The organism is Oleiphilus sp. HI0128 (assembly GCF_001635365.1).
Window position 1 is genome coordinate 1 of record NZ_LWGG01000325.1, and the last position, 1,747, is coordinate 1,747.

1 protein-coding gene and 1 pseudogene are annotated in these 1,747 nt (G+C 45.0%); one reads left to right on the top strand and one right to left on the bottom strand.

Features of this window, described 5'->3' with window-relative positions; genetic code table 11:
* Window positions 1-730 (top strand): SDR family oxidoreductase (locus A3763_RS04115; RefSeq protein WP_068759908.1); only part of this gene is annotated, 730 nt, incomplete at its 5' end.
* A 506-nt stretch (window positions 731-1,236) separates the two neighbouring features.
* Here the strand turns inward: A3763_RS04115 and A3763_RS28090 are convergent.
* Window positions 1,237-1,747 (bottom strand): annotated as a pseudogene (locus tag A3763_RS28090) (12-oxophytodienoate reductase); the annotation flags it as partial.

The following is a 1,747-nucleotide window of genomic DNA, read 5'->3' on the forward strand; positions in this document are numbered from 1 at the left end:
CATCGCAGCGAAATCAGCTGAAGCTCACCCTAAACTCCCCGGCACAATTTTCAGCGTTGCCGAAGAAGTTGAACAAGCTGGAGGACAAGCACTCGCCTTTAAAATGGATGTCCGAGAAGACGAGCAGGTTAAGGCGCTCATTGAGGCAAGTGTTGAAAAATTTGGCGGTATTGATGCGGTTATTAATAATGCTGGCGCAATCAAACTGATGAACTCTGAAATGCTGCCTTTGAAGCGTTTTGACCTAATGTATCAGATCAATACTCGCGCCGTACTGAGCTTATCAACGGCTGCGCTACCTTGGTTAAAGAAGTCTGAATGCGGCCATATTCTGAGCCTCTCACCACCCGTTAACCTCGACCCAAAATGGTTCCAGCATTATGGTCCTTATACCGTCACCAAGTATGGCATGTCGATGTTGACTATTGGGATGGCAGCCGAATACAAGCGCTACGGAATTGCAGTGAACTCCCTATGGCCACAAACATTAATCTCTACAGCTGCCATCGAATTTGAAGGTGGCGGAAAGTCGGCTCTTGAAAAAGGTCGTAAGCCCGCCATTATGGCCGATGCTGCCTACGAAATACTCACCACCCAAGATTGTGAGCTCAGTGGTGAAGTAATCATTGATGAAGACATCCTTCGCAAGAGAGGCGTGGATGATTTCGATCACTATCGCTACTCAGATGATCCAGATAAAAAACTGATGAACGATCTATTTGTCGATTAAATAAACAGAGAAACGATGAAAGGACTTGAGGAAGATCAATAAGTTGAGCTTCCTTTCATTTTTATCGATCTAGGGCGTCGCAAATCACAGTGGGAAAGTGGTAACATACATTGTAAGCATTTTCCAACGAGTTCTCTTCAGGCCTTTCATGAATACAATGAAAACCGAAAAAAGCCATGTTTTCAATGATAAGCGAGGCCAGGATCGTAGGCAGGATACTGCTCAAGCTCGAAAATATAAAAATAACCGCCGTAAAGCTGATCGCCGTAATATGGAGTTTAGTGAGCTGCCATGGTGGCTACAACGAAACTACGTTGATGTAAATATCACTCCAGTCCCCTCGAAAGCCAAGAAACTCAATAAAACCNAGCTCAAGTCTAGCCAAAAAGTCGGCTAAGCTTTCAAAAGTAGAGACATTGTAAACCTAATTTTCTTATACTAATTCGAAAATAGCGGAGACTGCTCAAATATTCTGTTACTCAAGCAGCCGTTTTCTATAAGCCTACTTAGATCAATTTCATCAATGCTGCTTTTGAAAAGTCCTGCAATTCATCCAAACGCTGTTCTTTCACTTTCAATACCCACTCAGGGTCTTGAAGTAGCGCACGGCCAACCGCGACCAGCTCAAATTCACCTTGGGCAACTCTGTCAGACAATTCAGCAATTCGGCTAGACGCCACTCCCGCCTTGTCAGACATCCCCAAGCTCGAGCCCTTCTCATCGATAAAACTACTATCTAGACCAACGCTACCAACGGTGATTACCGGCTTACCTGTCAACTCCTTAGTCCAACCAGCAAGATTCAAGTCAGAGTTATCGAACTCATTTTCCCAGAATCGGCGTGTTGAGCAGTGGAAAATATCGACTCCGGCTTCAGATAAAGGCTGTAGGAATTGTTTCAGTTCCTCTGGAGAGTTGGCCAACCGTGCCTCATAGTCTTGTTGCTTCCACTGAGAGAAACGTAAAATAATCGGAAAGTCCTCTCCGACCCGAGCTCTGACAGCCTGAATAAGCTCA